17 protein-coding genes are annotated in these 25931 nt (G+C 33.2%); 9 read left to right on the forward strand and 8 right to left on the reverse strand.

Features of this window, described 5'->3' with window-relative positions:
- Positions 1–14 precede the first annotated feature (14 nt).
- Genes AAYQ05_RS00445 through AAYQ05_RS00455 form a run of 3 tightly spaced genes read left to right on the forward strand, consistent with a single transcriptional unit; the run spans position 15 to position 5075 of the window.
- Positions 15–2642, forward strand: coding sequence for a CHAT domain-containing protein (locus AAYQ05_RS00445; RefSeq protein WP_343540478.1), 2628 nt, complete (start codon positions 15–17; stop codon positions 2640–2642).
- Complete coding sequence (locus AAYQ05_RS00450) at positions 2602–3039, forward strand: retropepsin-like aspartic protease (RefSeq protein ID WP_343540479.1); 438 nt, start codon at positions 2602–2604, stop codon at positions 3037–3039. The genes AAYQ05_RS00445 and AAYQ05_RS00450 overlap by 41 nt, the downstream gene beginning before the upstream one ends.
- 53 nt (positions 3040–3092) lie before the next feature.
- Positions 3093–5075 (forward strand): T9SS type A sorting domain-containing protein, encoded by a 1983-nt coding sequence (locus AAYQ05_RS00455; protein ID WP_343540480.1) that lies wholly within the window; start codon positions 3093–3095, stop codon positions 5073–5075.
- Between the two features lie 70 nt (positions 5076–5145).
- Here the strand turns inward: AAYQ05_RS00455 and AAYQ05_RS00460 are convergent, their stop codons facing one another.
- The 6 genes from AAYQ05_RS00460 to AAYQ05_RS00485 form a co-directional block, all read right to left on the reverse strand.
- Positions 5146–6405, reverse strand: coding sequence for a TCR/Tet family MFS transporter (locus AAYQ05_RS00460; RefSeq protein ID WP_343540481.1), 1260 nt, complete (start codon positions 6403–6405; stop codon positions 5146–5148).
- Positions 6406–6679: 274 nt separating this feature from the next.
- The gene (locus AAYQ05_RS00465; RefSeq protein ID WP_343540482.1) at positions 6680–9856 is read right to left on the reverse strand and encodes an efflux RND transporter permease subunit; all 3177 of its coding nucleotides are present in this window, start codon (positions 9854–9856) and stop codon (positions 6680–6682) included.
- 92 nt (positions 9857–9948) lie between these two features.
- A complete protein-coding gene (locus tag AAYQ05_RS00470) occupies positions 9949–11016 on the reverse strand; it encodes an efflux RND transporter periplasmic adaptor subunit (protein WP_281634528.1) in 1068 nt (355 codons plus the stop codon).
- A 12-nt stretch (positions 11017–11028) separates the two neighbouring features.
- Positions 11029–12360, reverse strand: a complete 1332-nt coding sequence (locus tag AAYQ05_RS00475; protein ID WP_343540484.1) for a TolC family protein — start codon at positions 12358–12360, stop codon at positions 11029–11031.
- A 93-nt stretch (positions 12361–12453) separates the two neighbouring features.
- Positions 12454–13053 (reverse strand): TetR/AcrR family transcriptional regulator, encoded by a 600-nt coding sequence (locus AAYQ05_RS00480; protein WP_281634526.1) that lies wholly within the window; start codon positions 13051–13053, stop codon positions 12454–12456.
- 107 nt (positions 13054–13160) lie between these two features.
- Positions 13161–13682, reverse strand: coding sequence for a YceI family protein (locus tag AAYQ05_RS00485; protein WP_281634525.1), 522 nt, complete (start codon positions 13680–13682; stop codon positions 13161–13163).
- 266 nt (positions 13683–13948) lie between these two features.
- On the opposite strand from AAYQ05_RS00485, the gene AAYQ05_RS00490 reads away from it, so the two are divergent.
- The 3 genes from AAYQ05_RS00490 (at position 13949) to AAYQ05_RS00500 (ending at position 17307) form a co-directional block, all read left to right on the forward strand.
- Entirely contained in the window at positions 13949–14923 is a 975-nt protein-coding gene (locus tag AAYQ05_RS00490) for a polyprenyl synthetase family protein (RefSeq protein WP_343540485.1), read from the forward strand.
- Positions 14924–14977: 54 nt separating this feature from the next.
- Entirely contained in the window at positions 14978–15331 is a 354-nt protein-coding gene (locus tag AAYQ05_RS00495; RefSeq protein WP_343540486.1) for a hypothetical protein, read from the forward strand.
- A gap of 344 nt (positions 15332–15675) precedes the next feature.
- Positions 15676–17307 (forward strand): phosphoethanolamine transferase, encoded by a 1632-nt coding sequence (locus AAYQ05_RS00500; RefSeq protein WP_343540487.1) that lies wholly within the window; start codon positions 15676–15678, stop codon positions 17305–17307.
- Positions 17308–17649: 342 nt separating this feature from the next.
- Here AAYQ05_RS00500 and AAYQ05_RS00505 read toward each other — a convergent pair whose 3' ends face one another.
- Positions 17650–18321 carry a hypothetical protein gene (locus AAYQ05_RS00505; RefSeq protein ID WP_343540488.1) on the reverse strand — a complete coding sequence of 224 codons (672 nt, stop codon included), beginning with the start codon at positions 18319–18321 and terminating at the stop codon, positions 17650–17652.
- A 59-nt stretch (positions 18322–18380) separates the two neighbouring features.
- Positions 18381–18947, reverse strand: a complete 567-nt coding sequence (locus AAYQ05_RS00510; protein ID WP_343540489.1) for a hypothetical protein — start codon at positions 18945–18947, stop codon at positions 18381–18383.
- Positions 18948–19064: 117 nt separating this feature from the next.
- Between AAYQ05_RS00510 and AAYQ05_RS00515 the strand changes: the two genes are divergently transcribed.
- The 3 genes from AAYQ05_RS00515 to AAYQ05_RS00525 all read left to right on the forward strand — a co-directional run bounded on the left by AAYQ05_RS00515 (position 19065) and on the right by AAYQ05_RS00525 (position 25887).
- Entirely contained in the window at positions 19065–21839 is a 2775-nt protein-coding gene (locus tag AAYQ05_RS00515) for a 2-oxoglutarate dehydrogenase E1 component (RefSeq protein WP_177211317.1), read from the forward strand.
- Between the two features lie 90 nt (positions 21840–21929).
- Positions 21930–23174: a 2-oxoglutarate dehydrogenase complex dihydrolipoyllysine-residue succinyltransferase gene (gene odhB / locus AAYQ05_RS00520; protein ID WP_281634521.1), complete on the forward strand. Its 1245-nt coding sequence runs from the start codon at positions 21930–21932 to the stop codon at positions 23172–23174.
- 217 nt (positions 23175–23391) lie between these two features.
- A complete protein-coding gene (locus AAYQ05_RS00525; RefSeq protein ID WP_343540490.1) occupies positions 23392–25887 on the forward strand; it encodes a TonB-dependent siderophore receptor in 2496 nt (831 codons plus the stop codon).
- Positions 25888–25931: the final 44 nt, after the last annotated feature.

Consider the following 25931-nt stretch of genomic DNA (forward strand, 5'->3'; position numbering starts at 1 on the left):
AAAAAAAGCTTAATATGAACTTACATCACTTATATGGTTTTATTTTCTTTTTCCTGAGTCTAAATATTTTAGGACAAAGTCAGGAAGATCAAATATATAATGCTGTGGATCGTTTTACCGCAAATCCTTCCGCGGAAGCGTTACAAAATTTAAGAAGTATTGAAACTGATTTTTGGAAAAGTGCCAAACCTAAAACCAAAGAAGAATTACTGGCAATTGTAATTTTAAATTGCAACAAAGCGTATTATGAAAATCAGTTTGGGCAGACTTTAGATGCTATAAAAAGCTATGAAAAAGCATGGATGATTTACCAGAAAAACAAATTAAAAAACTACGATATTACCGAATTCTGCCTGAAGCCTCTAGGTAATTTGTACACGATTTTAGGCGATTATAAAAATGCCGAAAATACTATTAAACAATATTATTTTATTGCCAACGAAGAAAAGAATGAAAAGCAGAAAATTGCGGCCATCCTTAATTTATCAAACGTTTATCAAAATTCAGGAAAAGGCCATGAGGCTATTAAAATAATTGAAAAAACGCTTCGTTCAGAAAAAATAACCTCTTCTCAAAAAGGGCTTTTATTAAACAATCTAGGCGCAAATTATCTTTTAAGAAATATTAATGAAGATTTTATTGAGGCTGAAAATGCTTTTTTGAGAGCGATTCCATTATTAAAAAAAGATAAGGCACTTTCAGAAAATTTATATAATACTTACATTAATCTTTATAAAATAAAACTCGACTTTAATTTAAAAGATGCTACTTTATATTTTGTAAAAGCACAAGCCATTTTTGAAAAATTACCTCAACAGGAACCTAGAAAAAAAGCACAATTTTATCTAGAAAAAGCCTTTCTATTATTGAAACAAAATAGTTTGGAAGAGGCACAAAATGAACTTACGACTGTTTATAAAACATTATTGCCAAATTATCAAAGCCAGAAAAATATCCTTCCTAATGAAAGTTCTCTTTATGCCGAAACTGTTTTACTCGATGCTTTAGATTTGCAGGCAGAACTTTATCTATCTCAAAATGAACCCAAAAATGCATTAAAAAGCTATGCTCTTTCTTTCTATATTGAAGAATTATTTCAGTCACTTCTAATCTACGAAGACTCTAAAATTATAACTCAAATTAGAAATCGAAACCGAACAGAAAAGTGTCTTGATATTTATAAATCTCTTTTTGACAGCGAAAAAAAACAAAGTTATATTGAAGATGCTTTTAAACTTGCAGAAAAGACAAAATCTGTAGTTTTAAAAGATCATTTGAAAAACGTTGAATTAATTTCTAGAGAAGAAAAATTGATTTTGCAGCAGATGCAAAACTGGAACACCATTATTTTGAAAGAACAGCAAAAACAAGATCTTGCAGATATTTCAAAAATAAATGAAGCCATCCAGAAACAGAATAAATTAATGTTACTGCTAAAATCAAATGAAGAAAAAAATAACAAAAAAAATCAAACTTCGTTCGACTTGCAAAAGCTTTACGCCAAACTTGATAAAGATGATGCTGTACTGTACGAATATTTTATGGGTTATAAAGCAATTCATCTATTTGTCGTTCAAAACAACAAAATCCAATTAAAATCAATTTGTATTGGCCATATATGCAGTGAACCGATAATAAGATTTATAAGTTTTTTTGATAATCCTGAGAATATTGTCAGCAATGTTGGAAACTACCAAAAAACAGCATTTTTTACTCATAAAAAACTTCTTTTACCTCTAAAATCGGATTCTAAAAATCTCATTATTATTCCTGATGGGCTGTTAAACTTCTTACCTTTTGAAGCTTTAATAACAAAGGAATCTAAAACGACAAATTTTGCCAAAATGCATTATTTACTGAATGATTTTGATATTTCGTATAATAATTCTGCAGAATTGTATTTGAATTCGAATACGCTTTCAAGTGGCAAAAGAAATATTCTAGGTCTTTTTCCTGTTTTCGGAAAAACCAATTATGAACTTCCTTTTTCAAAAAATGAATTGCAATCTATAAAACACAATTTTGACGGACAGTTTTTTGAAAATGAAAATGCCACTTTTTCAAACTTTAAAAATAATGTTACGGGAAAATCAATTATTCATCTCAGCACACACGCCTCTTCGGGCGATTTTGAAATTCCGGCAAGCATTAAATTTTACGATCAAGAAATCCTGTTTTCTGAATTATACAATTTACAGCTCAGTCCAGATTTGGTAGTTCTGAGCGCCTGCGAAACAGGAATTGGAAAACTCTATAAAGGCGAAGGAGCCATGAGCATTGCAAGAGGTTTTCAGTTTGCAGGAGCACAAAATCTATTATTTTCTCTTTGGAACGTAAACGATTATACTACTTCTGTTTTCATGGATTATTTTTATAAAGATCTTAAACATAATTCTTCTTTTGCACATGCAGCTGCAAATGCAAAAAGGAAGTTTTTAAAAGATGAAAATATTCCCAATGCAAAAAAGTCTCCTTATTACTGGAGTGCTTTTGTCTATTACGGCACTCTTGAAAAACCTGAAACGCAAACCAATTATATCTTCTATATCATTAGTTTTTTGGCTCTAATTGGCTTATTTTTGGGTTTCAATCATTACAGGAATGGAAAATCTTCACGAAATTCTCAAAAAAGCGAATTATAAAAAAATAAAATTCAAAATCACTAAAACACAGCATTTGCAGATAAAAGCCAAAATTAATGGCATTTCTGGCAATTTCATTTTAGATACAGGCGCATCCAACACTTGCGTGGGTTTTGAATCTATTGAGCGTTTTGAACTCTCTGCAAAAAACTCTAAAACAAAAGCTTCTGGAGCGGGAGGAACCGGAATGACAACGCAGATTTCGTCTCAAAATAAATTGCAGTTAGGAAGCTGGAAAAGCAAAAATTTTAGTATCGTGATTTTTGATCTTTCGCATGTTAATGAAGCTTTAGAATCTTTTAAGGCCAAAGCTGTTCATGGCATTATTGGCGCTGATGTTTTATTGGAGGGAAAAGCGATTATTGATTATTTTAACCATTATTTATATTTAAAGTAGTATAATTTGTTTTTTTGATATATTTGTTTCGCCATTTTAACAAATCTATCCTTATGAAAAAAACTCTACTTTGTTTTCTTTTTTTACTGCCTACTTTATTTTTTGCACAGATTAGCAAGCTTGAAGCCTGTCAAAATTATCCCGAATTTGATCTGACAACTAAAAATGCAGAGTTAATTGGAAATTTAAATCCTTTACAAACTATTGTAACCTACCATTTAAGTCTCGAAGATGCTAACAATAATGTAAATGCAATATCAAATCCCGTAAGATATAGTTCTGGTCCACGAACTATATATGCCAGAATAAATAATAATGGTACAATTAGCACTAACTTTTTTGAGCTAAGTTTCTTTGCACCTTATGAGATTCATTATGCTAAAACTAGTGTCACTTGTTTTCAGCCAAAATCACAAATTACGATAGTAGCAACTGGAGGCAAAGCTCCTTACTATTATTCTATAGATTATGGTATGAATTATGTCTCTACGAATTATTTCTATTTAGATCCCGGAAACTACACTGTTTTGATTAGAGACAGCCAAAATTGCCAGCCTACCAATTATCCTTTACATATTGAAGTAGAAAATTTCAATTTAACTGCTACCGCAACGGTTACAGAAGGCGTTAAATGTGGTGATAAAGATATTGTTACAATTACAGGAACTGGAGGAACATCTGTTTATACTTACTCTTTTGACGGCATTAATTATTCCAATTCAAATACTTCAAGCGAATTAAAAGCGGGTGAGTATACTGTATATGTAAAAGATCAAAATGGCTGTATTGCCTCAACAAAAGCTACAGTCAATCAGTATAAATCTACTTTATCTTCGGTTTATATTATAACCAATCCTACTTGTAATAACAAAGGTTCAATTAAAATTGTTACCGAAGGCGGAAAACCGCCATATCAGTATTCTATAAACGGTGCTCCTTATATAGCTAGTCAAGCATCTAGCTATACTTTAGCCAACATAGAACCAGGCTCTTATTCTATAACAACAAGAGATGATGCAAACTGCACTAGTAATTTAATTTGTATCGTTAACGAATATCAGCCATTAGCGCTAGATGTCATCACAAAAGATGCAATTTGTCCTTACTCACCTGAAGGATCAATTCAAGTAAATGTAACAGGCGGTATTTTACCGTACAAATATTTACTTAGAAATGCTGCTGGCACTGCACTAACAAACCAACAATCGTCTAATATTTTTGAATATTTACGTGCCGGCGATTATACTGTTGATGTTACCGATGGTGCTAATTGCAGTATAAAAGCGTCGATGATTCATATTAGTCAGCCTTCTTCATTAGATGTAACAGTAAGTGTTGAAAATCAAACTGTAACGGTAAATGCTACTGGAGGAAATGGTAATTATTTATATCAGATGGATTTTTTTGATCGAAAATCTAATAATGTGTTTACAAACGTAAGCTATGGAAATCATGAAGTCATGGTCATTGATGAAAAAGGATGTACCACATCGCTTTATATAACGGTTAATCCGCCAGCACCTTTAATAGATGGCAAAAAAGAAATGGTCTTAGAATTCAAATCTGGACAAACTTTGGGTGATCTTATTATTGAAGGTCAAAACATTAAATGGTACAGTAGACCAGGAACTTCTCCAACCGGAAAAACAAGTAAAGTTGCTATAGAACCCTCTTTACCATTGTCTACAGTTTTGGTTGATGGTGTAACGTATTATGCCTCGCAAACAATAAACGGAATCGAGAGTAAAGAACGTCTTGCTGTAACAGCCAAACTAAATGGCTCGCTTTCTACTCCAGATTTTGATTTGACTGACTTTCAGTTTTACCCTAATCCTGTGAAACATATTTTAACGATTAAAAACAAATCAATAATTGAAGACATTCAGATTTTCTCTGTTTCAGGACAATCTGTTTTATCAAAAAAAATAAATAAAACAAATTCTGAAATCGATTTGTCAAATCTTGTTAAAGGGTTGTATATTTTAAATATAAAATCTGACGGAAAAGAAAAAGCTTTGAAATTTATTAAAGAATAAAACTTCTCTACAAAAAAGCCTTCATAATTTAAATATGAAGGCTTTTTTTATTTTAAAACATTTCTGTTTATTATTCCATTTCTGTTTTCGGAACTGCATGTTTTTTCAATGAAAAATAAGCAACAACTGTACTCAATAACATTAAAACTCCTCCTAAAATAAAAGGTGCTCCTGCAAATTTAAACGGCGCATCATCATGTGTGAAGAAATAAAATGTATTGGCCATCATTGGTGGGCCAATAATCGAAGAAGCACTCATTAAACTGGTCAAAGTTCCTTGAATTTCTCCTTGCTCGCTTGGTTCAACTTTACTGGCTACAACAGATTGCAATGCTGGTCCTGCGATTCCGCCAAGGCAATACGGAATTAGAAAGACAAACATCATCCAGCTTTCTGTTGCAAAAGCAAACAATAGCATTCCGATGGTATATAAAGCTAAACCAATGTAAATGCTTTTCTCATTTCCTATTTTCGGATTGATGTATCGAACTAATCCTCCTTGTACCACTCCGACCAATAAACCAATTATCCCTAATGAAATTCCGATCATTCTTTCGTCCCAATTGAATTGATAAATGGTGAAGAAACTCCAGTTGCTTTGCACAGCATGCGAGCCAACATACAGAAGAAATATTGCGACAATTAAACCAATTAAAGTTGGGTGTTTTCTTAATCCTAAAATAGCTCCAATTGGGTTGGCACGTTTCCAATCAAAAGGTCTGCGGTTTTCTTTTTTAAGCGATTCTGGCAGAATGAAAAATCCGTAAAGGAAATTCAGCATACATAAAACTGCTGCTGCATAAAAAGGCACTCGAGATCCATATTGTCCCAAAAGTCCACCAATAACTGGTCCGATGATAAAACCTAATCCGAAAGCTGCACCTACTAACCCAAAGTTTTTAGCTCTGTTTTCAGGCGTACTAACATCGGCAATATAAGCGGAAGCGGTTGTAATACTGGCACCGGTAACTCCAGCGATAATTCTTCCGATGAAAAGCCAGATAATTGTTGGCGAAAATGCTAATAAAAGGTAATCTAAAGAAAATCCGAAAAGGGAAATCAAGATAATTGGTCTTCTTCCGAATTTATCACTTAAATTTCCAATAACGGGAGCAAATACAAACTGAGTTATCGCATACGCGAAAGTTAACCAGCCGCCAATTTTTGCGGCTTCACTAATGTCTCCGTGAATCAATTCTTCGATTAATTTTGGTATTACAGGAATAATAATTCCCCATCCTGTAATATCTATTAACATGGTTATAAAAATAAAACCAATAGCTGCTGACTTGTCTTTTTGTAGCATAGTTGTTTTTGTAAGGTGATGCAAATAAACAGATTTTTCGATTAACAATAAAAAAATCCTAAATCCCAATTTGGAAAACTTAGCATTGAATTATAAAACTTATATTTTTTTTCCCGCAGATTCAAAAAGGATTTAAGCAGATAAATGCAGATTTTTAATCTGATCTGCTAAAATCTGCGTGAAATAATTTTAAAGAATCAATAAAAAAATCCCAAATTCCAATTTAAAGGAACTTGGGATTTTTCATTGTGAAATTCCGAATTCGGGCTCGGAATTTCACTATCAAAAATTAAAACTATTAATGGGTATGTTTCGGATTAAAACCGTCTTCGCTTAATTCAGTATGCACATAATCGGCATGCATTTCAGCTTCGTAGTCGATTTTTTCTCCTTTAGAGAACTTACGGATAATTTTCTCCATAATATCATAGATTACAGGAACCACAATCAGCGTAAGGAATAATGAAGAAATCAAACCTCCAATAATTACCCATGCCAATCCGTTTTTCCACTCTGCTCCTGCTCCAGATGCTAATGCAATTGGGAACATACCAAACACCATCGCAATTGTCGTCATCAAGATCGGACGTAAACGAGCGTGGTTTGCTTGGATTAGAGCATTTCTAATTGATTCTCCGGCTGCTCTTCGCTGATTCGTATAATCGACAAGCATGATCGCATTTTTACACACCAGACCAATCAACATGATTACCCCTAAGATCGTAAAGATATTTAAGGTATTGTTTGTTAATGCCAATGCAAATAAAACTCCAATAAACGAAAGTGGAATTGCAAACAATACGACAAACGGGTGAACGAAACTGTCATATAACCCAACCATTACAAGATAAACCAAAATAATAGCGGCCAATAATGCGATTCCTAAAGTACCAAATCCTTCTGACTGATTCTCTTGGTCACCACCCCAGATGTAATTAACTCCTGTAGGTTTTTGCAATTTATCTAATTTCGCCTGCCATTGCTGAACAATTGTTCCTGCTGGCACCCCAACGTTCTGACCTTGTACGGTTACAGAAGCTGTTTTATCTCTACGTTCTAATTTACTTGGTCCAGAACCTTCAGTAATTGTAGCAAATTGGTTTAATTTAATTTGCTGACCTGCATTGTTGATGAAAATTAAGTTACTAACGTCTGTGATATTTTTTCTATCAAATTCGTTGTATTTAATGTTGATGTCATATTCGTATTCACCAGCTCTAAATTTACCATCTGTATTACCACTATAAGCAGTTTGCATAGTTAAACCGACTGTTTGAAGTGTTAATCCTAAGGCGGCCATTTTATCTCTATCAACCTGAACGTTGATCTCAGGGTTTCCGTCTTCAACTGTTAATTTAATCTCAGTTGTTCCAGGAATTGTACGTAATTCAGCTTCAGCCATTTTAGCAAATTTCATTGCACTTTCTACGTTCGGACCTGTTACGATCAAACCTAAAGTTGCATCCTCAGCAGTACCTAAAATACCTACTGGAACTGTTTTTACTTTTGCTCCAACTAAAACTTTTTCTAGTTTACGTTTTACTTTTGCAGCGTATACGTTGGCGTCATCTGTACGATCTTTTTGATCAATCATTTTAACGTCAATCTCTGCTTTGTATGCAGTTGCCTGAGCAGCTCCTAAACCTTCACTGGTTTGACCAACTGTTGTAATCTGGCTGAAAACATATTTCTCTCCTTTTAAGAAAGCTTCTGCTTTTTGCGTCATAAAGTTAGTTTGCTCTAACGAAGCATCTTTTGGCATCTCAATCTGTACTAAGAACTCACCACTATCAGATGATGCGAAGAACTCTCCTCCAATATATCCACCTCCCATTAACCAGAAGATCGTTCCAAAAAACATTACTACAACTGCAACTATTGTTTTGATATAGTGATCTAAACACCAGTTAAGCAAGTTTGATACCCAGTTTGTAAAACGAGTCAAATAGCTTTCGAAACCAAGGATAATTTTTCCGAAAAGGTTTTTACCTTCAATATGCTCTAGTTTTCCAAAACGAGAAGATAACCATGGAATAATTGTAAACGAAGCCAATAACGAGAACATTGTAGAGATAATTACCGTAACACAGAACTGTGTAATAATGTTTGATACTAATCCCGTACTCATTGCAATTGGCAAGAACACCACCACAATTACTAATGTAATCGAAGTTACGGTTGCGCCAATTTCGGCAGTTCCGTCATAAGCCGCACGAATTCGGCTTTTACCCATCTCCATATGTCGGTAAATATTCTCCAGTACCACAATCGCGTCATCCACAAGAATACCTACAACAAGAGATAAACCAAGTAAAGACATTAAGTTAAGTGTATAACCTAATAAATAAATTCCGATAAACGTTGCAATCAAAGATGCAGGAATAGAGACCATTACGATCAACGAGTTTCTAATACTGTGCAAGAAGAACAACATTACAAATGCTACCAGAATAACCGCAATTAACAAGTCATGTACAACAGAATCTGCTGCTTCAAGAGTAAAGACTGTACTGTCTTTTGCAACCTCTAATTTCAATTGAGCCGATTTGTAATCGCTCTCTAAAGTTTTAATTGTCTTAATCAATTGCTCACTTACCGCAACGGCATTGGCATCTGATTGTTTTACAATTTGAAGTACAATTGCACTTTTTTGATCTACACGTGCAATTTTCTCTGCAATTTTTTGTGTATCCTGAACGTCGGCGATATCTCCTAAACGAATTTGAATTCCGTTTTGAGAAGAAACTACTAAGTTTCTTAATTCGTCAACATTTTTATATTTACCCGCTAAACGGATTAAGATTTTTTGGTTACGAGTCTGGATGTTACCTGTAGGGAAATCCAAGTTTGAACTCAAGATAGTCTGCTGTACTTGCGGAACTGAAAGTCCGTAACCCTGCATTTTTACTGCATCAAGGTTTACCTGAATCTCACGCTCTTGACCACCAATAATGTTTACCTGAGCAACCCCTTGTACACGAGATAAAACTGGCGCAATCTTTTTATCGATCAAATCGTAGAAAGCTGCTTCGTCCATTTTACCATTCGCACCAAGCGTCATAATTGGTAAATCACTCAAAGAGAATTTAGTCAATGACGGAGGATCTGCATCATCTGGAAGATCACTCAAAATCGCATTAATTTTACGCTGTGCATCATTCATCGAAATATCAACATTCGCATTTGAAGTCAATGTAATTGACACAATCGAAAGACTCTCATAAGATTTCGAATCGATTTTCTTGATATTTTCCAGAGATGCAATCGCATCCTCGATTTTCTTTGTTACTGTATTTTCAACCTCACTCGGAGAAGCTCCAGGATATACAGTTGAAACCGTAATAACGTTGGTTTCGAATTTTGGGATCAGCTCGTAGCCTAATTGGCTGTAACTGAACAATCCACCTAGTGTCAGAATTGTAAACAATACAATTACCAACGACGGACGTTTTATGGATATTTCGGCTAATTTCATATATTTTGTTTTAGGCTGTAGGCTATACGCTGTAGGCTTTAGGCTTTTTTGAAAGGCTTAAAGCTTATGGCTTACGGCTTAAAGCGGTACAATTATTTAATAATTTCTACTGTATTTCCGTCTTGTAGGTTGATTTGACCAGTAACAATTACAGTTTCTCCGTCATTTAAACCATTAATGATTTCAACTTTATCTCCTAAAATTCTTCCTGCTACTACTTTTCTTAATTTAGCAACACCGTTTTCTACAACAAAAATTTCGTTACTGCTCACACTTCCAACAAAAGCATTTCTAGGAACCACTTTCAAGTTTTGTTTTTGACTCTTCGCACCAAAGTTTGCCGTTCCGTACATACCTGCTTTTAAGTCATTATTAGCATTGTTTGTAATTTCAATTTCTACAGGGAAATTTAAAGAAGCATCTGCTTTTGCAGCAATGAAAGTAATTTTTCCGCTAAATGATTTATCAGGATAAACACTTGCTGTAATGTCTACAGTTTGTCCTAATTTTAAACTAGCAACTTGAGTTTCGTTTACTGTAACAGTCAATTTTAATTTAGAAACATTTACAATATCAAATAAAGCAGTTGCAGGCATTCCTGCTAAAATAGAACCTGGCTCGATATATTTTTTATTGATGTATCCGTTAATTGGAGCTTTTACTCTTGTATCTCCAACATTAATTTTAGCTTGAGTATAGTTAGATTGAGCATTAGTTAAAGCTAATTTTGCTTGATCTAATTGCTGTTTTGTAACACCACCTGTTTTGAAAGCATTTTCATATCTAGCATAATCAGATTTTGCGTTTTGATATGCTGCTTCAGCTGCTTGAGCGTTTACATTTATAACGTCACCTCTTACTGTTAAAAGAGTTTGGCCTACTCTTACATAGTCACCTTCTTTTACTAAAACACTAATTACTTTTCCAGATTTTTCGGCAGAGAAAGTCAATTCCTGAATTGGTGCGAAGTTTCCATTAGCGGTAAAACCTAAGTTAACATCTTCTGTTTTTACTGTAGCCACTTTTACAGAAACTGCTGCGTTTTTTTCTGCTACAATTGCAGTTTTCGCTTCATTTTCTGCCTTGTTCTTATTTAGAATGTAGTTAATCCCGACAAAAGCCACGACTATGATTACGACTGTTATAATTATTTTCTTCATTGTAATAATTTGTTATTTAGTAAGAGATTTAAGTTCGCCTTTCGATTTGATTAGAGATATTTCGGCAATTTTATAATTTAAAACTGCTCTTGTAAAGTTATTTTGAGCTTCAAGCGATGCATTTTCTGCATCTAGCAAATCGGTTAAAGATGCTAATCCTTGAAGATAATTGTTTTTAGTATTGCTTAAAATATCTAGCGCTAAACGCATATTTTCTCTCTGATTCTCAATAGTCACAAGGTTATTATTAATCTGTGCCATTGCATTTTTATAATCTAAATCAAGAGATAATTTAGTGTCTTTGATGTCTTCTTGAAGTTCTCTGATTTGAACATCTGCCTGTCTAACTTTTGCACGAGTTCCGAAACCTGTAAAGATTGGTACGTGTAAGTTTAATGCAACTGCTGAGAAATCTGACCAATACACTCCTTTTTCTGGTTTTGCAAACCAAGGCATTTCAGGTCCTTGTCCGATATAATTATATCCTGCAGATAATGAAAGCGTAGGATAATAACCTGCTTCAACTGCCTTTTTATTAAATACTAAAAGTTCTTCTTGTTTTTTCAAAAGCAAATATTCTGTTCTGTTTTCAATATTTGGCTCTTGTGTTAAAGCAGCTGGCACAACTTGAAATTCTTCTTTAGGCATAACGATTTGAGTTTCGATAGGCATACCCATGTAAAACTTTAATGCATTTTCCTGTAATTCAATCTGATTTTTAACCTGCTGACGATCTGTATCGATGTTAGACATTTTTACGATAATACGATCTAAGTCAATTTTTTTAGCCAAACCGTTATTAAACTGTCCTTGAACAATATCACGAACCTTTTGCGTATTTACGTAGTTACTGTCTAATAAAATAAGCCTTTCTTTTTGTACATAAACTGAATAATAGTTATTTGCAACTCTTTCAATAACTTGTTCTTCTGTTAATTGATCATTTATTTGATAAAACTCACGAGTCGTTTTTGCAGCTCTTAAACCTGTAAAAACAGATTGATCAAATAATGCCTGAGTTAAAGAAAGCCCTGCAGTTGAAGTCCATTTCTGTCCAAATGCTGCCTGAATTGTAGTTCCTGGCTGCCCAAAACCTGCACCATCGATAACTGTAGTCTGAATTACCGGATTATACGTTAAACTTCCGTTTGCACTAATTTGCGGTAAAGCTCTCGAACGTATTTCCTGAATCTGATACTCACTATTTTCTACCTGTAGTTTTGCTTTTTTCGCATCGGCTTTATTTTGAAGCGCATAATTGACAGCATCTTTCAGGGTTAAAGTGGTTTGTGCGTTGGCAGACAAGCCAATGGTGCACAAAAATATAAGAAGGATTCTTTTCATAAGTAGTTAAATATTTATTTTTTAAATTTTGAGATAGTATCGTCATCTTCCATCCTCTCTCAGAATAATGACGACTGAATATATTTGGATGAATTAATTATTTATTCTCTTTAGCTGCTTCTCTAATTCTTCAACTCCTTTTTGAGTAGCCATTGCGCGAGTATGATATTCTAATGCTTCCAGCTCAATTCTTTGTGCTTCGCTTTCAGAAACAGTATTTTCATTTATATGAAAAACCAGTGTGTAATAAAACTTCACATACACTTCTACATTTAAATCACTTCTGTAAAGACCTTCACGAATTCCCTTTTCAATGTTTTCTCTAAAAAGCTGAGTGCATTGATCAATTTCGAATGAAAGAATGTTTTGATAGATTTCAGGGTAATGTTTCTTTAACTGATAAATTGGAGACGTGTCAATGTTGTTTTTAAACATGTCACGGAACATTTCTCTGATTTCAAAATTTTCATGAATAGCATTAAAATTCTTTGCTATAATAGTATCCATGATTTCATGTACCTGGCCATGAACCAGCGAAGTGCTCTCTTCAATTAAAACTTCTTTATTACAGAAATACTTGTAAATCGTTTTTTTAGAAATACACATTTCGCCCGCAATATCGTCCATTGTAACACTCTTAAAACCAAGCTTTAAAAATAACTCGCTTGCTTTTGCTATAATCTTCTCTTTCATTTTAAATTCTCGATTGCATCACAAATATACTTTGGAAACTAAAATTAAAAAAATAGTTTCCTATTTATTTGTAATAATTTTACATCAATTTATTGATTTAGTAAGATTTATATGCTAAATTCTAAATTTGCTATAAGTTTTATGTCTTTCCCTAAGGCAGCACCTGAAGTATGATTGAAAGAATTGTAATCCAAACCAAAGTCCTCGCGTTTGATATTTCCTTTAATTTCAAAAGCGACTTTCTTCTCTCCGTTATAAATATTCTCTCCAAGAAATTCAGCATCCAATTCAACTACTCTTGTGATATCTTTTATCGTTAGATCTCCTTTGAAAAAATTGATATTCTGATTTACTTTTTGAAATGAAGTCGATTTGAAACTGATAATCGGATGCTCATCTTCTTCAAAAAAATCTTGAAGCTGTAAATAAGCGTCTATAGATTGAAAACTCTCTTTTTTGTTATTGATATCCAAAGAAAATTCGACAGAAGCATCTTCAATCTCATTGTCTTCAATATTTACATAACCCCCAAATTTGTTTGTATCACCTCCCAAATAAGAAGTTCTAGATCTTCTCATTTCTAATAAAACATCTGATTGGCTTGAATCTAAAGTCCATTTTGTCTTCATAAATAACTGATTTAATTGATTTTACAAATCATTAAAACTCTTCATGGAAACTTTTACAGTGTTCTTAGTTTCCATATTAACGCTGCAAATATAGACAGGAAACTCTGAATACCAAAAAAGTTTCCAAGTTTTTTGGAAAAAATTTTAACACATTAAAAATGAGATGCATTAAAAGTGCATTTTAAATGATTGATACGCTTTTAACATTTCATCCCTAAAAATTCATATTTGAATTGTATCTTTGAGCCTCGAAATCAGAATTCATTATGCACGATATAAGTCAGTACCAAGATTTTTTTATCAATTATCTAGAGAGTCAAAACATACATAAAGAACCAACAAATCTTTACGAACCTATTGAATATATTTTAGGAATTGGAGGAAAACGCATTCGTCCTGTTTTAACGTTAATGGCGGCTGAAGTTTTTGATACTGATTATTCGATTGCACTTCCAGCGGCGATGGCGGTTGAAGTTTTTCATAACTTTTCGCTGGTGCATGATGATATTATGGACGATGCTCCTTTAAGAAGAGGACAAGTAACGGTACATGAAAAATGGGATTTGAACACTGGGATTCTTTCTGGCGATGCCATGCTTATTTTGGCGTATCAATATTTTGAACAATACGAGCCGATTGTTTTTAGAAACCTTGCCAAATTATTCAGCAAAACTGCACTTGAAGTTTGTGAAGGACAGCAATGGGATGTAGATTTTGAAGTCCGTAAAGATGTTACGATTCCGCAATATCTTAAAATGATTGAATATAAAACAGCTGTTTTGGTTGCCGCTGCCATGAAAATGGGTGCAATTGTAGCTAAAACTTCTGAAAAAGAAGCCGATTTAATTTATGATTTCGGACTAAATTTAGGATTGGCTTTCCAGCTTCAAGATGATTATTTAGATGCCTTTGGAGATCCTGAAACTTTTGGAAAACAAGTTGGCGGCGATATTATAGAAAACAAAAAAACCTATTTATATCTAAAAGCCTTAGAGTTTTCTTCTGATGAAAAAGCCTCAGAATTAGAAAAATTATTCACCTTGCAATTAGATGATAATTCAGAAAAAATAGAAACAGTCAAAACGATTTTTAACGAATCAGGAGCTTCAAAAGCTACACAAGAAGCTATTGAAATGTATACTTTAAAAGCCTTTGAAACCTTAGAAAAATTGGATATTAATTCTGAAAAAAAGGATATTCTAAGAACATTTGGCGAGAATTTAATGGGACGTAAAGTTTAGTATTCAGGAAAAAATCTACAATCATAAATCAGCAATCTAAAATCTAAAAATCACATGTTTGTAGCACCAATAAATACCGAATCATTATTAGCGCAAGCGCAAGCAGAGACCTTATATCTGAATCTTATCGAACAGATTAATAAAGATTTTAATCTGGCCAATGAAGGAATCGATTTTCCGTTGAGCATTTTGCCAAATGAATTAAAGATTCAGCTTCACGAAAAAGTCTACAGAATGATTCAGTACAAATTTGCTGAATATTTAAATTTGTTATACATCATTGATGTTCCCGAAAACGAAATCAAACAATTGGATGGTTCAGATTTGGTTATTTTGGCTGAACAAGTTGCTTTCTTGATTTTAAAAAGAGAATGGCAGAAGGTTTGGTTTCGCAATTATTATAAATAACAAATCCTTTATAAATAAAGTATTTATTGAATATTTTATTTGATGCCGCTTTTAGTGTCTTTTTTACACTTTCATTTGATAGTAATTCTCATAAAAAACATCTCAAAAAAAGGCCTAAATAGTATAAACAAAGTTGGCGGCTTTTTAGAAAAAAAGCATTTCAAATATTTAGTTAATTTGAGTAGATTATAATTGAAATTTAATATTTAGACTGAGTAAAATTGCAAAATATATTGAAGGCTTTATGAATAAAAAGAGAGTAAAAAAAACATCTTTTACACAAACTAATAATTTTACATTCTTTGTTTCCTACTTTTGAACAAAACAGAAAAATTAAGATCGAAATGAAAAAAAAGGCCTTTTTAGTATTAGCTATCTTCTTATTTTTAATTCCTGATTTATTATATAACTACATAAATGATAGTTTTTTTAACGCACTCGTTATCATATTGTCAAAAATCACAATATTCTTAATACTACTAGCGCTTATCTCATTTTTAACAAAATCTTATTATCGTGCATCTATAATAGTCGGTTCTTTGTATCTGCTTTCAATGCTTGGAGAAATAACAAATATTGTTGTGCTAAAACATTATTTGACGATGGACAATTTGAAGGCTTTAGTTTACACAAACGCAAATGAATCTCTCGAATTTGTAAGTAATTTTAAATTGATATTTTTTAGCTTATTGCTTTTTTTATGTTTTATGATCTATCTCATCAAAGAAAGTAAGCGACTAAATTTGAAATTTGAAATTTCGAAAAACTTTAAAATTTTAGGAATATGCTTCTTTGTTTTACTGATATGTGTTTTTATTAGATTAAAAAACTCTGAACAATTTGATTCCGGAAAAAATCTGTTAAAATATTCTTTTAAACAATACATTCTTAAAGAACATCCATTCAACCTATATTATAGAACCTATGAGGTTATCTATTATAAGAGAAAAACAGATAGCTTAAAGGAAAAACGCCATAAATTTAGCTTCCAAGTAACAAAATCTAATTCAAAAACAGAAAGCCCTGACATTGTTGTCTTTGTTATTAGTGAAGGAATGAGAAGCGTTCAATGGAATTTAAATGGATATTACAGAATGACGAGTCCGGAATTAAATAAAATTAAGAATTTAATATCATATAAAAATCATTTTTCGAATGGCAATTCTACTTCAGCTTCCATTCCTTTAATCATCACAGAAGCAACTCCTGAAAACCCTAATTTATCTTTTTCAGAAAAATCAATCATATCCCTTTATAAAGAAGCAGGATATGAGACGAATTGGATTTCAAGTCAAAATATCTTCTATTTAGAAAATGAGAATGAACCTGATCATATTTTTAAAATATTTGAAAAAAAATCACATACTGATTTAGATGTTTTGCCTGTACTAAATAGTGTAGTGGCACAAAAGTCAAAGAAAAAGAAGTTTATCCTCATTAACTTAATTGGAAACCATGGAACGGTTCCTAAATCGTTTAAATTATTTAAGCCAAATGAAGCTAATGCTATAGAAGGAATTAAAAGTAAAAACGCACTAATTAATCAGTATGACAACAAAATTTTACTACAAGACTACGTGTTGTCACAAATAATAAAATGTATTGATTTAAAGGATCAAAAAGCTTTTCTTATGTTTACAGCAGATCACGGCGTTAATTTATATGATACTAAAAATGAAGCTTTGTTTGGCTACGGCTCCTCTAATCCTACAAAATATGAATTAAATATTCCAATGTTTTTTTGGGGTTCAACAAATTATTACAACATATACAAGGATAAAATAGAACAATTAAAAGCTAATCAAACTAAAAGAACGGTTAATAATAATCTTTTTTATACACTTTCAGATTTGTCGAACATAACGTATAAAGGTTTTTTAGCAAATAAAAGTTTTTGCAATAATAAATTCAAAGAGAATGAATTTATTTCGGTTTACATGAATGGATCTTTTTTAAGATACAATTATCGAAATTAATAAAAACTTCCCTTACAACACATTATTTTAATCAAATACTCTCTGATATTTCTTCAGCAAAAGAAAGCATCTGTTTTACAAGTTTTATTTCTTAAATTTAAAATCTTGATTTAAGAAATAGAAATTATAAACATCGGAGACTAAACATAACAACCGTATATATTGAGTGCAATAATTTCATTAATTATAAAATTGGAATAAAGCTGAGAATTACAAATTCTGCCTTTTTAATATCTATTGAAATTCTTACAGGATTAAGAAATGTAGATTTATTAAAAAATGAAAGTTTGGCTTAGGAATTATTATTAAGTAAGATTATGAGGCACTTAGACGCTAAGGTTTTTAGATTTGCTCTCCTAATTTTTTATTTTCAATTATTTTTTGAATCAAATCTCGAAATGTTTCAACTTTTCCCGCTGTAACGCTTCCTTCTGTGCAAATATAACTTGGTAATATTTTGCCTATCCAATATTTATATCGTCTTTGACGCTCTAGTTTTTCATATTCTAATTTATCGAAAACCCTAACCCCTGTTAAAGTAACTTCTTCAATAAGAGGAGAAAAATTTTCATATACATCCAGAAAATCTTTGATTTTTGTTGAAGGCCCTAAATCTCCAACGTCAACACCTTTATTTCTTAAGTTATTTTTTAAAGTAATAAAAACTGCTGCAGACAAACACTCATCGCCTAAAATCTTAATTGGATTTATAATCTCTTTTTCAGCAACTTTAGCTATAAAATCACATAATTCTCCTAATGTTCTTTTATCTTCAGGATTTAAAATTGAATTCCATTTTTCTAAAGGTTCATTAATTTTGAATTCTTTGTTTAAAAACACTGCAAGTTCATTCCACTTCACTAAATCCAGTGCTCTTCTCCAATCTCGAATAACTGTTTTTGTAGTTAAAACAAAAGATTCATCTACTTCAATGTCAAGAGGGCTACAAAGTCGATGCTGTTCTTTGAATATTTTCAAAATTTCATCAGAGTTGTAACGGATTTTACAATTCATTTCTTAACTATTTAAAAAAACCTTAGAATCTTAGCGTCTCAGAATCTTAGCAACTTAGATTAAAAATATACCCTCACAAAAGGCATAAATCCAGAGCCGTAAAGACTTTTGTTAGGGTTATACAAAACGTCGTAACGGGCACCGATAGTGACACTTCCTGTTCTGTAACCTGCTCCTAAATATAAAGCGGTATTCCAATAACTATCTGAATATGGACGATAATAATTACCATAAATATCATATCCTCCTTCATATTGACTATCGACCCTTACTTGTTCTAATTCAGCTGATAACTGGATTTCTGGAATTGGATTTACTAAACCAATAAGACTTCCTCCCCAAACGAAAGATTCGTAATAATTTTTTTGATATAAATAGCCAAATTGAAGACCAGCACCAACGGCAACAATTTCGTTGACATTATAAATTGCACTCGGCATAACTGAAATATTGGTGTAACCAGATCCAAAACCCAATCCGAGTCCTCCACCAAATTGGACTTTCTCCCAAAAATGATTGCTATTGTCAATAACATATTTTTGCTGAGCAATACTGTAACTTGAAAATAAGACGGCCAAAATCACAAAAAAATATCTGCAATCGATTGAAAATTGAATTTTATTCATAGTTAACGTTTATTTTAACAAATTTTTACGTAAAAGTACGTAAAAAAAAGATTTAAATAAATGCGATTGTTGTACTTTTGCCTTTCTATATAACAAAAAAGTATATTCACTCATATTATGGATAGGTTTTCATTTTTAAACGCAGCGCATACAGAGTTTTTTGCACAATTATACGATCAATATTTAGTAAATCCAGACAGCGTTGAGCCTAGCTGGAGAAGTTTCTTTCAAGGTTTTGACTTTGGACAGACTGTTTATAATGACGAAAATCCAGTGCAAACAATCGTTGAGTACGTGACTAGCGATAACACAGATTACAGTCAGATTTCTGAAAAACTAAAGAAAGAATTCAACGTTCTTAAATTAATTGACGGATACCGTACGCGCGGGCATTTATTCACGAAAACAAATCCTGTTCGTGACCGTAGAACTTCATCTCCAACTTTGGATATCGAGAACTTCGGATTATCTACAGCAGATCTTTCAACTGTTTTTGATGCTGCGCAGACAATCGGAATGGCACCTTCTTCTTTACAGGATATTGTAAACCGTTTAAAAGCAATTTACTGCCAGCATATCGGTATTGAGTATATGTATATCAGAAATCCTGGCGTTGTAAAATGGATTCAAGATAAATTAGCTGTAAATGTTAATCAGCCAACTTTCTCTACAGAAGAAAAGAAAACAATCTTAAATAAATTAAATCAAGCCGTTTCTTTTGAGAACTTCCTTCATACTAAATATGTTGGACAAAAACGTTTCTCTTTAGAAGGCGGGGAATCTATTATCCCTGCTCTTGATGCTTTGATCGAACAAGCTGCTGAAAAAGGTGTTGAACAATTCGTAATGGGAATGGCACACCGTGGTCGTTTGAACGTATTGGCAAACATCTTCGGAAAATCTACTCAGGATATTTTTGGTGAGTTTGACGGTAAAGATTACGATCAAGAATATTTTGACGGTGACGTAAAATACCACCTAGGTCTTACTGCTGACAAAAAAACAAGATCTGGAAAAAGCATCAACATCAATTTAGCACCAAACCCTTCTCACTTAGAAACTGTTGGAGCTGTAATTGAAGGTATCACGAGAGCAAAACAAGATAAATATTACAATGACGATTTCTCTAAAGTATTGCCAATTGCAGTACACGGAGATGCTGCAATCGCGGGTCAGGGTATTTTGTATGAAATCATTCAAATGTCTTTACTTGACGGATACAAAACAGGCGGTACAATTCATATTGTAATCAACAATCAGGTTGGTTTTACAACGAATTACTTAGATGCTCGTTCTTCTACATATTGTACAGACGTTGCCAAAGTAACGCTTTCTCCAGTATTACACGTAAATGCTGATGATGCAGAAGCTGTTGTACACGCTGTATCTTTTGCATTAGACTACAGAATGCAATTTGGACGTGATGTATTTATCGATTTATTGGGATACAGAAAATATGGACACAACGAAGGTGATGAACCTCGTTTCACACAACCTGTATTATACAAAATCATCGCAAAACATAAAAACCCAAGAGACATCTATGCAGAGAAATTATTGTCTGATGGCGTAATCGATGCATCTTATGTAAATGCTTTAGAAAAAGAATACAAATCTCAATTAGAAGAAAACTTAGAAGCTTCTCGTAAAAAAGATTTGACGATCATTACTCCATTCATGAAAAATGAATGGGAAGGATTTGTTCAGGTAACTGATACACAAATGCTTCAAAAAGTAGATACTACTTTTGATAAAAAAGGATTAGATTCTATCATCAACACCATCTCAACTTTACCATCTGACAAGAAGTTTATCAATAAGATAACTAAAATTGTTACCGATAGAAAAGCTGGATACGACAACAACACTCTGGATTGGGGAACTGCAGAAGCACTTGCTTACGGATCTCTTTTAACAGAAGGATTTGATGTTCGTATTTCTGGTCAAGACGTAGAGCGTGGAACTTTCTCTCACCGTCATGCTGTAGTTAAAGTGGAAGATTCTGAAGAAGAAGTAATTCTTTTAGATGCTATTGAAAACAAAAAAGGAAAGTTTGGAGTATTCAACTCTCTTTTATCTGAATATGGCGTTTTAGGTTTTGATTATGGATATGCATTAGCAAATCCAAAAGCCTTAACGATTTGGGAAGCACAATTTGGAGATTTCTCTAATGGAGCTCAAATTATGATTGACCAATATATTTCTTGTGGAGAAGACAAATGGAACAACCAAAATGGTATTGTGATGTTATTGCCTCACGGATATGAAGGCCAAGGTGCTGAACACTCTTCTGCAAGAATGGAACGTTATTTACAACTTTGCGCAAGACACAATATGTATGTTGCAGATTGTACAACGCCAGCAAACTTCTTCCACTTGTTAAGAAGACAAATGAAAACAAATTTCCGTAAACCTTTGGTAGTTTTCTCTCCAAAAAGTTTATTGCGTGACCCAAGATGTGTATCTACAGTCGATGAGTTAGCAAATGGAAGTTTCCAAGAAACAATTGATGACAATACAGTAGATAAAAAGAAAGTAAAAACGTTAGTTTTTGTTACTGGTAAATTCTATTATGATATTGTTGCAGAAAGAGAAAATAACGGAAGAAATGACGTTGCGGTTGTTCGTATCGAACAATTATTCCCTTTCCCAGTTGAGCAGATTAAAGAAATCATTGCAAAATATCCAAATGCAGACGATTATGTTTGGGCACAAGAAGAACCTAAAAACATGGGAGCTTACAGCTTTATGTTAATGAACTTTGATCTTGTAAAATGGAGATTGGCTTCATTAAAAGCATACGCTGCGCCAGCATCTGGAAGTTACACGCGTGCAAAACGTCGTCATGCAGATGCAATTAGAATGGTATTCGATAAAAATTTATTTAGATAATAAAAAAATTGTTTCATGTTTCATGTTTCAATCCCAATAGCTATCGGGACTGAAACTTGAAACTAACTAAACTTTAAACAAAGAAATAAGATGATTTTAGAAATGAAAGTCCCATCACCAGGGGAGTCAATAAAAGAAGTTGAAATTGCAACTTGGTTAGTAAAAGACGGAGATTATGTAGAGAAAGATCAGGCTATTGCTGAAGTTGATTCAGATAAAGCTACTCTTGAATTGCCTGCTGAAATGAGCGGTGTGATTACACTAAAAGCTGAAGAAGGTGATACAGTTGCAGTAGGCGCTGTAGTTTGTTTAATTGATACAGATGCTGCAAAACCAGCAGGAGGCGAGTCTGCAGCTCCAGCAGCAGAAGCTCCGAAAGCTGAGGCTCCAAAGGCAGAAGTAAAAGCAGAAGCACCAAAAGCTGCTCCAGCTCAAGCTCCAGCTGCTACAAGCTATGCAGCAGGAACTCCATCTCCAGCAGCAAGAAAAATATTAGATGAAAAAAATATTGCTCCAGCAACAGTTTCAGGAACTGGTAAAGGAGGAAGAATTACTAAAGATGATGCTGTAAATGCTGTGCCTTCTATGGGAACTCCAACTGGAGGAAGCCGTGGAACTGAGCGTACAAAATTATCAATGTTGCGTCGTAAAGTAGCAGAAAGATTAGTTTCGGCTAAAAACGAAACAGCTATGCTTACTACTTTCAACGAAGTAAACATGACGCCAATCAACCAAATTCGTAATGAATACAAAGATGCTTTCAAAGCTAAACATGGTGGTTTAGGTTTAGGTTTCATGTCATTCTTTACAAAAGCAGTTACAAGAGCTTTACAATTATATCCAGATGTTAACTCAATGATGGATGGTGACTACAAAATCGCTTATGATTTTGCTGACATCTCAATCGCAGTTTCTGGACCAAAAGGTTTAATGGTTCCTGTTGTTCGTAATGCTGAATTATTAACTTTCCGTGGAATTGAAGCTGAAATCAAAAGATTAGCTTTAAGAGCTCGTGATGGTCAAATTACAGTTGACGATATGACTGGAGGAACTTTCACAATCACAAATGGTGGTGTTTTCGGAAGTATGTTATCTACTCCAATCATCAACCCTCCTCAATCAGGAATTTTAGGAATGCACAACATCATCGAGCGTCCAATCGCTGTAAACGGGAAAGTTGAAATTCACCCAATGATGTATGTTGCTCTTTCTTATGACCACAGAATCATCGACGGACGTGAGTCAGTTGGTTTCTTAGTTGCTGTTAAAGAAGCTTTAGAAAATCCAGTAGAATTATTGATGAATGGCGACGCTAAACGCGCTTTAGAGTTATAATTTTAAGAATTTTCTACAATATAAAAAGCCTGTTCTTTCAATAGAACAGGCTTTTTTTTGCTTAATATTAGCTTAAGATTAGCTTAAGATGTTAATTTTTTGAATTAATGAAAATTTTAACCCTTAAAAAATATTTTATTTAGAATAAATAAAAACAATTTGCTTAGTTGCGAATCAGCAATTAAATTTGCGTTATCAAAATTAATTCTAAATAAAAATGAAATTAAAATTTACGATTTCGCTCTTAACTTTATGCTTTGTTCTTCTTACAGGAACATCTGTTTGGGCACAGGAGAAAGCGACAATAAAAGGTCAGATTAGTTCAGATAGCGGAACTGCAGATAATATATCTGTTGCTTTAAAAGGAACAAAAATTGGAACAAACACAGACAACAAAGGTAACTACGAAATAAAGAACCTTAAACCTGGAACTTATATCATTAGAGTCTCGGCAGTTGGATTTACATCTAAAGAAAAAAGCATTACGCTTAATAGTGGAGACGAATTAATTGAAAATTTCAGTATTACCTCAAACTCTGAGCAGTTAAGCGAAATTGTAATTAACGGAAACGGCAGAAAAAACCCGTTAGCTCGTAAAGAAAATCAACAAGTATCAAGATTACCGCTTAAAAATCTTGAAAACCCACAAGTTTATACTACAATTACTGGTGAGCTTTTAAAAGAGCAAGTAGTGACGAATATTGATGATGCACTTAAAAATGCACCTGGATTATCTCCTCTTTGGGCTTCTACTGGACGTGGCGGCGACGGTGCAGGATATTTCTCCCTAAGAGGATTTGCCGTGCAACCAACAATGACAAATGGATTACCAGCTTTGAATAACGGAAGTATCGATCCTGCAAATATTGACAAAATTGAAGTTATTAAAGGACCTTCTGGAACCTTATTTGGAAGTAGTTTAATTTCTTACGGAGGTTTAATCAACTTAACTACTAAAAAGCCTTACGACCACTTTGGCGGAGAGGTGAGCTATACAGCAGGAAGCTACGGGTTAAACCGTGTAACCGCAGACATTAACACTCCTGTAGACGAAGAGCACAAAATTAATTTTAGAGTTAATACTGCTTACCATACAGAAAACAGCTTTCAAGATGCTGGTTTCAGAAAATCATTTTTCTTTGCTCCATCTTTATCTTACCAAGTGAGCGACAGACTTTCGTTCTTTATTAATACTGAATTCATGAACAACAAACAGACCAATCCTACTATGTTGTTTTTAGACAGAGGTGCCCCACTAAGAGTTCATAATATGGATGAATTGGGTTATGATAACAAACGTTCTTATACAAGTAACGAACTTGCAATTGAAACTCCTTCATACTCTCTTCAAGGGCAAATGAATTACAAAATCTCTGACCAATGGACTTCTCAAACAGTTTTATCTAGAGGGTCATCTAAATCTGAAGGCTATTATACTTATTTGTATGAAGGAACACAATATGCACCTGCAGAGGTAAATCAAGGGATTGTTTTGGGACGTTCAATGAATTACCAAGATACAACAACTTTAACAACAGATATTCAACAAAACTTTATTGGCGATTTTAAAATCGGAAACTTAAGAAACAGAATTGTTGTTGGTTTAGATTACTTTAATAGAGGTCAAGTTGATAATGGTTCTGGATACGTATCAAATGGAAGAGTTTATATCGGAAACTTAGATGTAGCAACTGTAAACCAATACGTATTTAATATAACAGATCCTGCAAAATATATTACAAATGGTGACAGTGGTGTACTAACAAAAGCTGGTTCTGACAAACTTTTAGCAGCGGCTAGTGCAAACAATAACAAAACAAAACAAGAAGTTATTAGTGCTTATGCCTCAGATGTAATCAATATTACTCCTGCATTATCTGCAATGGCAAGTTTACGTGTAGACCGTTTTATGACTGCTGGCGACGTTACTACAAATGCTGATGATTTTAATCAAACTTCTTTTTCACCAAAATTTGGTCTAGTTTATCAGCCAATTATTGACAAAGTTTCGATTTTTGCCAACTATATGGATGGTTTTACGAATACAGCTCCAACAACTGATACTGGTTTTGGTGGCGTAGGTATTCCAAGAACTTTCAAACCAGAACACGCTAACCAATTTGAAATTGGAACTAAATTAAATGTTCTTAAAGATAAAGTTTACGCAACATTTAGCTATTATGACATCAAAGTAACAGATCAGGTTTATACTGTTTATGGTTCTACACCTGAAGGAGTACCAACTCAAACTTCTTACCAAAATGGAGAACAAAGAAACAAAGGTTTTGAAGCAGAAATCGTTGCAAATCCAGTTACTGGTTTAAACATTGTTGCTGGTTATAGCTATGTAGACGCTATCTTAAATGCTGGAGATCCTTCGTTCGTAGGAAACAGACCTGAGAGTTCAGGGCCAAGAAATACAGCAAACTTTTGGGCAAGTTACAAATTCTCTGAAGGAGATTTACAAGGATTTGGTTTAGGCTTTGGTGGAAACTATGCTGACAAGAACTTAATCATGAACAGGAATGTTGTTGGACAGTTTACAATTCCATCTTACACTGTTTTAAATTCTTCTATTTTCTACGGAACAGAGAAATTTACATTGACATTAAAATTAGACAATATTGCTAATGTTGACACTTACGATGGTTGGTCAACAATTCATCCAAAAAATATGAGAAGCTTATCTGCAAACTTTTCATATAGATTCTAATAAATAACAAAAACACCTTCCTTCACCGGAAGGTGTTTTTTAAA

This window comes from Flavobacterium movens (genome assembly GCF_039581425.1).
GTDB classification, from domain to species: Bacteria; Bacteroidota; Bacteroidia; order Flavobacteriales; family Flavobacteriaceae; genus Flavobacterium; species Flavobacterium luteolum.

What these genes read in the sequence shown, in the direction of transcription:
- AAYQ05_RS00445 (WP_343540478.1), top strand. Translation starts at nt 15, where the DNA reads ATGAACTTACATCACTTATATGGTTTTATTTTCTTTTTCCTGAGTCTA.
- AAYQ05_RS00450 (WP_343540479.1), top strand. Translation starts at nt 2,602, where the DNA reads ATGGAAAATCTTCACGAAATTCTCAAAAAAGCGAATTATAAAAAAATA.
- AAYQ05_RS00455 (WP_343540480.1), top strand. Translation starts at nt 3,093, where the DNA reads ATGAAAAAAACTCTACTTTGTTTTCTTTTTTTACTGCCTACTTTATTT.
- AAYQ05_RS00465 (WP_343540482.1), bottom strand. Translation starts at nt 9,856, where the DNA reads ATGAAATTAGCCGAAATATCCATAAAACGTCCGTCGTTGGTAATTGTA.
- AAYQ05_RS00470 (WP_281634528.1), bottom strand. Translation starts at nt 11,016, where the DNA reads ATGAAGAAAATAATTATAACAGTCGTAATCATAGTCGTGGCTTTTGTC.
- AAYQ05_RS00475 (WP_343540484.1), bottom strand. Translation starts at nt 12,360, where the DNA reads ATGAAAAGAATCCTTCTTATATTTTTGTGCACCATTGGCTTGTCTGCC.
- AAYQ05_RS00480 (WP_281634526.1), bottom strand. Translation starts at nt 13,053, where the DNA reads ATGAAAGAGAAGATTATAGCAAAAGCAAGCGAGTTATTTTTAAAGCTT.
- AAYQ05_RS00485 (WP_281634525.1), bottom strand. Translation starts at nt 13,682, where the DNA reads ATGAAGACAAAATGGACTTTAGATTCAAGCCAATCAGATGTTTTATTA.
- AAYQ05_RS00490 (WP_343540485.1), top strand. Translation starts at nt 13,949, where the DNA reads ATGCACGATATAAGTCAGTACCAAGATTTTTTTATCAATTATCTAGAG.
- AAYQ05_RS00495 (WP_343540486.1), top strand. Translation starts at nt 14,978, where the DNA reads ATGTTTGTAGCACCAATAAATACCGAATCATTATTAGCGCAAGCGCAA.
- AAYQ05_RS00500 (WP_343540487.1), top strand. Translation starts at nt 15,676, where the DNA reads ATGAAAAAAAAGGCCTTTTTAGTATTAGCTATCTTCTTATTTTTAATT.
- AAYQ05_RS00505 (WP_343540488.1), bottom strand. Translation starts at nt 18,321, where the DNA reads ATGAATTGTAAAATCCGTTACAACTCTGATGAAATTTTGAAAATATTC.
- AAYQ05_RS00510 (WP_343540489.1), bottom strand. Translation starts at nt 18,947, where the DNA reads ATGAATAAAATTCAATTTTCAATCGATTGCAGATATTTTTTTGTGATT.
- AAYQ05_RS00515 (WP_177211317.1), top strand. Translation starts at nt 19,065, where the DNA reads ATGGATAGGTTTTCATTTTTAAACGCAGCGCATACAGAGTTTTTTGCA.
- odhB (WP_281634521.1), top strand. Translation starts at nt 21,930, where the DNA reads ATGATTTTAGAAATGAAAGTCCCATCACCAGGGGAGTCAATAAAAGAA.
- AAYQ05_RS00525 (WP_343540490.1), top strand. Translation starts at nt 23,392, where the DNA reads ATGAAATTAAAATTTACGATTTCGCTCTTAACTTTATGCTTTGTTCTT.